The 4785-nt window shown below is 65.6% G+C and carries 4 protein-coding genes; all 4 read left to right on the top strand.

Going from position 1 to position 4785, the window contains the following annotated elements:
• Positions 1 to 393 precede the first annotated feature (393 nt).
• The gene (locus tag JOY90_RS14130; RefSeq protein ID WP_291691737.1) at positions 394 to 1602 is read left to right on the top strand and encodes an ROK family transcriptional regulator; all 1209 of its coding nucleotides are present in this window, start codon (positions 394 to 396) and stop codon (positions 1600 to 1602) included.
• Positions 1599 to 2375: a glucosamine-6-phosphate deaminase gene (nagB, locus tag JOY90_RS14125; RefSeq protein ID WP_291691736.1), complete on the top strand. Its 777-nt coding sequence runs from the start codon at positions 1599 to 1601 to the stop codon at positions 2373 to 2375. Before JOY90_RS14130 ends, nagB begins: the two co-directional genes overlap by 4 nt.
• 20 nt (positions 2376 to 2395) lie before the next feature.
• Positions 2396 to 3967, top strand: coding sequence for a gamma-glutamyltransferase (gene ggt, locus JOY90_RS14120; protein ID WP_291691735.1), 1572 nt, complete (start codon positions 2396 to 2398; stop codon positions 3965 to 3967).
• A 38-nt stretch (positions 3968 to 4005) separates the two neighbouring features.
• The coding region (locus JOY90_RS14115) for an ABC transporter ATP-binding protein (RefSeq protein WP_291691734.1) at positions 4006 to 4785 on the top strand (780 nt) is incomplete at its 3' end.

Here is a 4785-nt window from a genome sequence, read left to right as displayed (position 1 = left end):
TTGTCACACAGCGCGGCAAACACGAAGCGGCCGGTGTATGTGCCGCTGAGTGCCGGGTCGAGCGCATCGGGATCGTCCTGAATGCCGACCCGCAGTGTTGCGGCAGCGGCCGCGACCGAGCCCGATGCGATCATCAGAATCGCCGCCAACGCCGTGCCCATCCGCTTCATACGGAATTCCTTTCGTCCCGAGGCTTTTTCCGAGCTTTGCTGTTGAACGATGAGACAAGCACGCCTGATTCAATTTGTAAATGTATCGAACAAATCATCTTGAAGTCCGTAATTATGTTACAAGAGGATACCTTGCGGACGCGATTACGTCTCCGCGATTCACCTCTTGACGGCTGGCGGAACGTTGATTAGTTCGGTATATTGACTAATCGGATCAAGGTCCATGCAAGACGCCCCTTCATCGCCCGTTGCGCGACAACAGTCCGTGCGCCTCGTGGTCGAGCGCCTGTTGCGAGACCGATCGGTCTCCCGCGCCGAAATCGCCCGGAGCACGGGCCTGTCCAAACAGACTATCTCGGAAGTCATGCGCGACCTCGAACGCGACGGCTGGGTGCGCGAGGACGGACAAATCCAGGGCAGCGTGGGCAGAAGTGCCGTGACCTATGCGTTGCGGCCGGACGCCGCCTTCGTGCTGGGCATCGACCTTGGCGGCACGAAACTGCATGTCGCGCTTGCCGACTTGCAGGGTGAGATCGTCGCCGAGAGCATCGAACCGACATCCTGCGGCGGCGGCAGCGCCGTGGTCGCCCAGATCGGGCGCATGCAGGATGCTCTGCTCCAGCATGCATCGGTACCGCCGCAGCGTTTGCGCGGCAGCGTGATGGGAAGTCCGGGCATGGTCGATCCGGCCTCGGGCAGCATCGTCATCGCGCCCAATATTCCCGGACTGGACAGCCTGGACGTGCGGGCTGCATTGCGCGAGCGACTCGGCATCGACGTCGCCATCGAGAATGACGTCAATCTTGCCGCGGTCGGGGAGCACTGGCGCGGCAACAGCCGCAAGGCCCGCAGCTTCGCCTTCATCGCCGTCGGCACCGGTATCGGCATGGGCATCTTTTCGGACGGCTATCTCGTGCGCGGCGCGCGTGGGGCGGCCGGCGAGATCGCCTACCTGCCGCTTGGGGGCGATCCCTATGATGCGCGCGGCCTTCGGTTCGGTACCCTGGAGACCGCCATTGGCAGCGCCGGCATCGTCGAACGCTATCTCGGACTTGGCGGCGCTCCGGGCGGCACGGTGCGCGATGTCTTCGACCGGCTCGAAACCGAGCCGGCGGCGCGGATCACGATCGACGAGGTCAGCCGGATCCTCACGACCGCGATCCTGGCCGTGCACAGCATCCTCGATTCGGAGATGATCATCATGGGTGGCAGCATCGGCGCGCGGCCCGAGTTGAAGCTCCGGATCGATGAACATCTGGGGCGCTGCATGCGCGAGCCGGTTCGTATCGAGCTCAGCGCGCTCGGAAATCGTGCCACGCTGATCGGCGCGATCGGCAGTGCGATCGATCTCGTGCATCGCTCGCTGTTTGGCATCGGCAGGGATGCGGGCCCCCTGGCTCTTCCCGTCGCGGCGGCAGAGGTCGCGGCATGAAAGAGCGCGCGCCGAGAATTGAGGTTGTCGGCAATGCGAATGCCGTCGCGGAGCGCGCGGCCGCATTCGTCATCGCCCGGATGCGCGATCGACAGCCGATCAACCTTGGTCTTGCGACCGGCGCGACAATGACGCCGCTCTATGCCCGCCTGGTCGCCGCAACCCACGCCGGCCTGATCTCGTTTCGAGCGGCAACGAGCTTCAACCTCGATGAATATGTCGGCGTCGCGCCGCAATCGCCGGGAAGCTTCCATGCGTACATGCAGGAGCATCTGTTCCGGCACGTGGATATGCCAGCCGAACGGGCGAGGATTCCCGACGGCATGGCCATCGAAGTCGCCGCCGAGGCCGCGCGCTATGAGGCGCAGATAGCGGCAGCCGGCGGCATCGACCTGCTGCTGCTCGGCATCGGCGCCAACGGCCATATCGGCTTCAATGAGCCGGGTTCGGACTTCGCCTCGCGCACCCGCGAGATCTGGCTCGACGAAGCGACCCGCATTGCCAATGCCGGCAATTTTCCCGATCGCGTATCTGTTCCCCGACGTGCGATCACGATGGGCATCGCGACAATCCTGGAGGCCCGGAGCATCCTCCTGATTGCAACGGGACCGGAGAAGGCGGCCGCAGTCGCAGCGGCAATCGACGGCCCGATCGGCCCGGCTTGCCCCGCATCGGCACTTCGGCAGCATGGCAACGTCGATGTTCTCTGCGATGAACCGGCTGCCGCCGCACTTGCCACCCGGCCCCGCGCCAGCAATCGGAGAAGGGCATGAGCTGGGGACAGCGCGATTTCATGGTGCCGGGACGCTCGCTGGCGGTGGGCGATCGGGGCATGGTCGCGGCCTCTCACCCCGCTGTCACGCTGGCTGCGGTCGAGATCCTGCGCAGTGGCGGCAACGCCGTCGATGCCGCGATTGCCGCGATCGCCCTTCAGGGCGTCATTGATCCGCACATGACCGGCATCGGTGGCGACTGTTTTGCGATCTATGCACCCGCCTCTGGCAAGCCCATCGCCATCAATGGTTCGGGCAGAGCGCCGGCGAAGGCCGAGCTCGGCTGGTTTAGGCAACAGGGACTGGCGTCGATCCCTGACGATTCCCCGCATGCCGTCACGGTTCCGGGGGCGGTGGATGCGTGGTGCCGGCTTTCCGCCGATCATGGTTCGAAAGGCCTGGACGAGATTCTGGCGCCCGCGATCCGCGCTGCCGAAACCGGCTTCGTGGTTACGCCCCGCGCCGCGCTGGATTGGGCACGCTATGCCAATCGCGTCGAACGGCATCGGACCGGTGTACCGGTGTACCTGCCCGGTGGCGCTGCACCCCGCGTCGGCAGCAAGCTCAGCCATCCGGCGCTGGCTGCGACGTTGCGCCGGATCGCTCGTGAAGGACGCGCCGCTTTTTACGAAGGTGCCGTCGCCGAGGAAATTGCCTCAACACTGAAGGCACTGGGCGGACTGATGCGGTCCGACGATCTGGCGAGCGCCCGCCCGGAATACGTTGCGCCGATCAGCGCCGACTACCGTGATCATCAAATCTGGCAATGCCCGCCGAACGGGCAGGGCGTGGCGGCGCTGTTGATCGCCCGCATCCTTGCCGGCTTCGATATGGCCGATCCGGCGCTCGGCGAGGCTGACCGCATTCATCTCCTGGCCGAGGCGACCAAGGCGGCTTACCGGCAGCGCGACGCGCTGGTTGCGGACCCGGCGTTCCGTCCGCTCGACGTCGACGCGCTGCTCTCGGAGGAATCAGCCGCGGCATTGCGCCTCCGCATCAGGCGGGAGCGCGCCAGCGCGCCGGTGGACTGCGACGTGCCTGTTCATCGCGACACCGCCTATGTTGCGGTCGCCGATCGCGACGGCAACCTGGTGTCTCTCATCAATTCGCTGTTCTTCGCCTTCGGCAGCGGCATCTATGCCCCTCGCTCCGGCGTGCTGCTGCAGAACCGCGGTTCGGGATTCGCTCTCGTCGACGGACACCCCAATGCCATCGCGCCGCGAAAGCGTCCCGTTCACACCATCATTCCGGGTCTGCTGGCCAGGCGTGGCAACCCAATCCTGGCCTTTGGCGTGATGGGCGGACAATACCAGGCAGTGGGACATGTGCAGATCCTGAGCGGCGTGCTCGATCGCGGTCTCGACATTCAGCAGTCCTCGGATGCGCCGCGCAGCTTCGCGTTCGACGGTACGCTGACCCTCGAACCCACGATTCCCACCTCTGTCGCTGACGATCTGGTCGCCCGCGGCCACCGCGTGATCTGGGCGGACGAACCGCTGGGAGGCTGTCAGGCCGTGCACGTCGATGTATCCCGGGGCGTCATGTTCGGCGCGTCCGACCAGCGCAAGGACGGCATCGCGCTGGCGGCTTGACCGGGATGAGGGAAGATCGCGATACCGGATCGGACAACATGAGCGAGACGGCAGAGGCGATCCTGTCCATCGAGCAGCTGACGCTGGCGCTCCCCGCCGGCGCTGATCGCGCCTTCGCCGTCGAAGACGTCTCCCTTGCTCTGCACCCGCGTCAGATCCTCTGCGTTGTCGGCGAATCCGGCTCCGGCAAATCGGTCTGCGCCTCTGGCGTGATGGGCCTGCTGCCGAAGGTCATTCGCCCGGTTGCAGGCGCCATCCGCTTCGAGGGCCGCGATTTGCTGAGGCTGCCGCCCGCAGAATGGCGGACATTGCGCGGGCGGCGCATCGCGATGATCTTCCAGGAGCCGATGACGGCGCTCAATCCCGTGATCAGGATCGGCGACCAGATCGTGGAGGCGTTCGAGGCGCACGAGCAGCTCACGCCGGCTGAACGGCAGGTGCGCCTGCGCGCCCGCCTCGAAGAAGTGGGCTTGCGCGACCTGGAGCGGATCATCCGCAGCTATCCGCATCAATTGTCGGGCGGCCAACGTCAGCGCGTCATGATTGCAATGGCACTGGCGCTCGAACCGTCGATCCTGGTGGCGGACGAACCGACCACGGCACTCGACGTCACCACGCAGGCGCAGATCCTTCGGCTCATCCGCGACATCCAGCAGCGGCGCGGCATGGCGGTGCTGTTCATCACTCATGATTTCGGTGTCGTCGCCGACATCGCGGACCGCGTCGCGGTCATGGAGAATGGCCGCGTTGTCGAACAGGGGCCGGTCGAGGACGTACTGAAGCGCCCGCGGCATCCCTATACACGCCGGCTGCTCGCC

Origin of the sequence: Bradyrhizobium sp. (assembly GCF_019242285.1) — a bacterium.
Taxonomy (GTDB): Bacteria; Pseudomonadota; Alphaproteobacteria; order Rhizobiales; family Xanthobacteraceae; genus Bradyrhizobium.
This window is presented reverse-complemented; position numbering and strand designations above follow the sequence as displayed.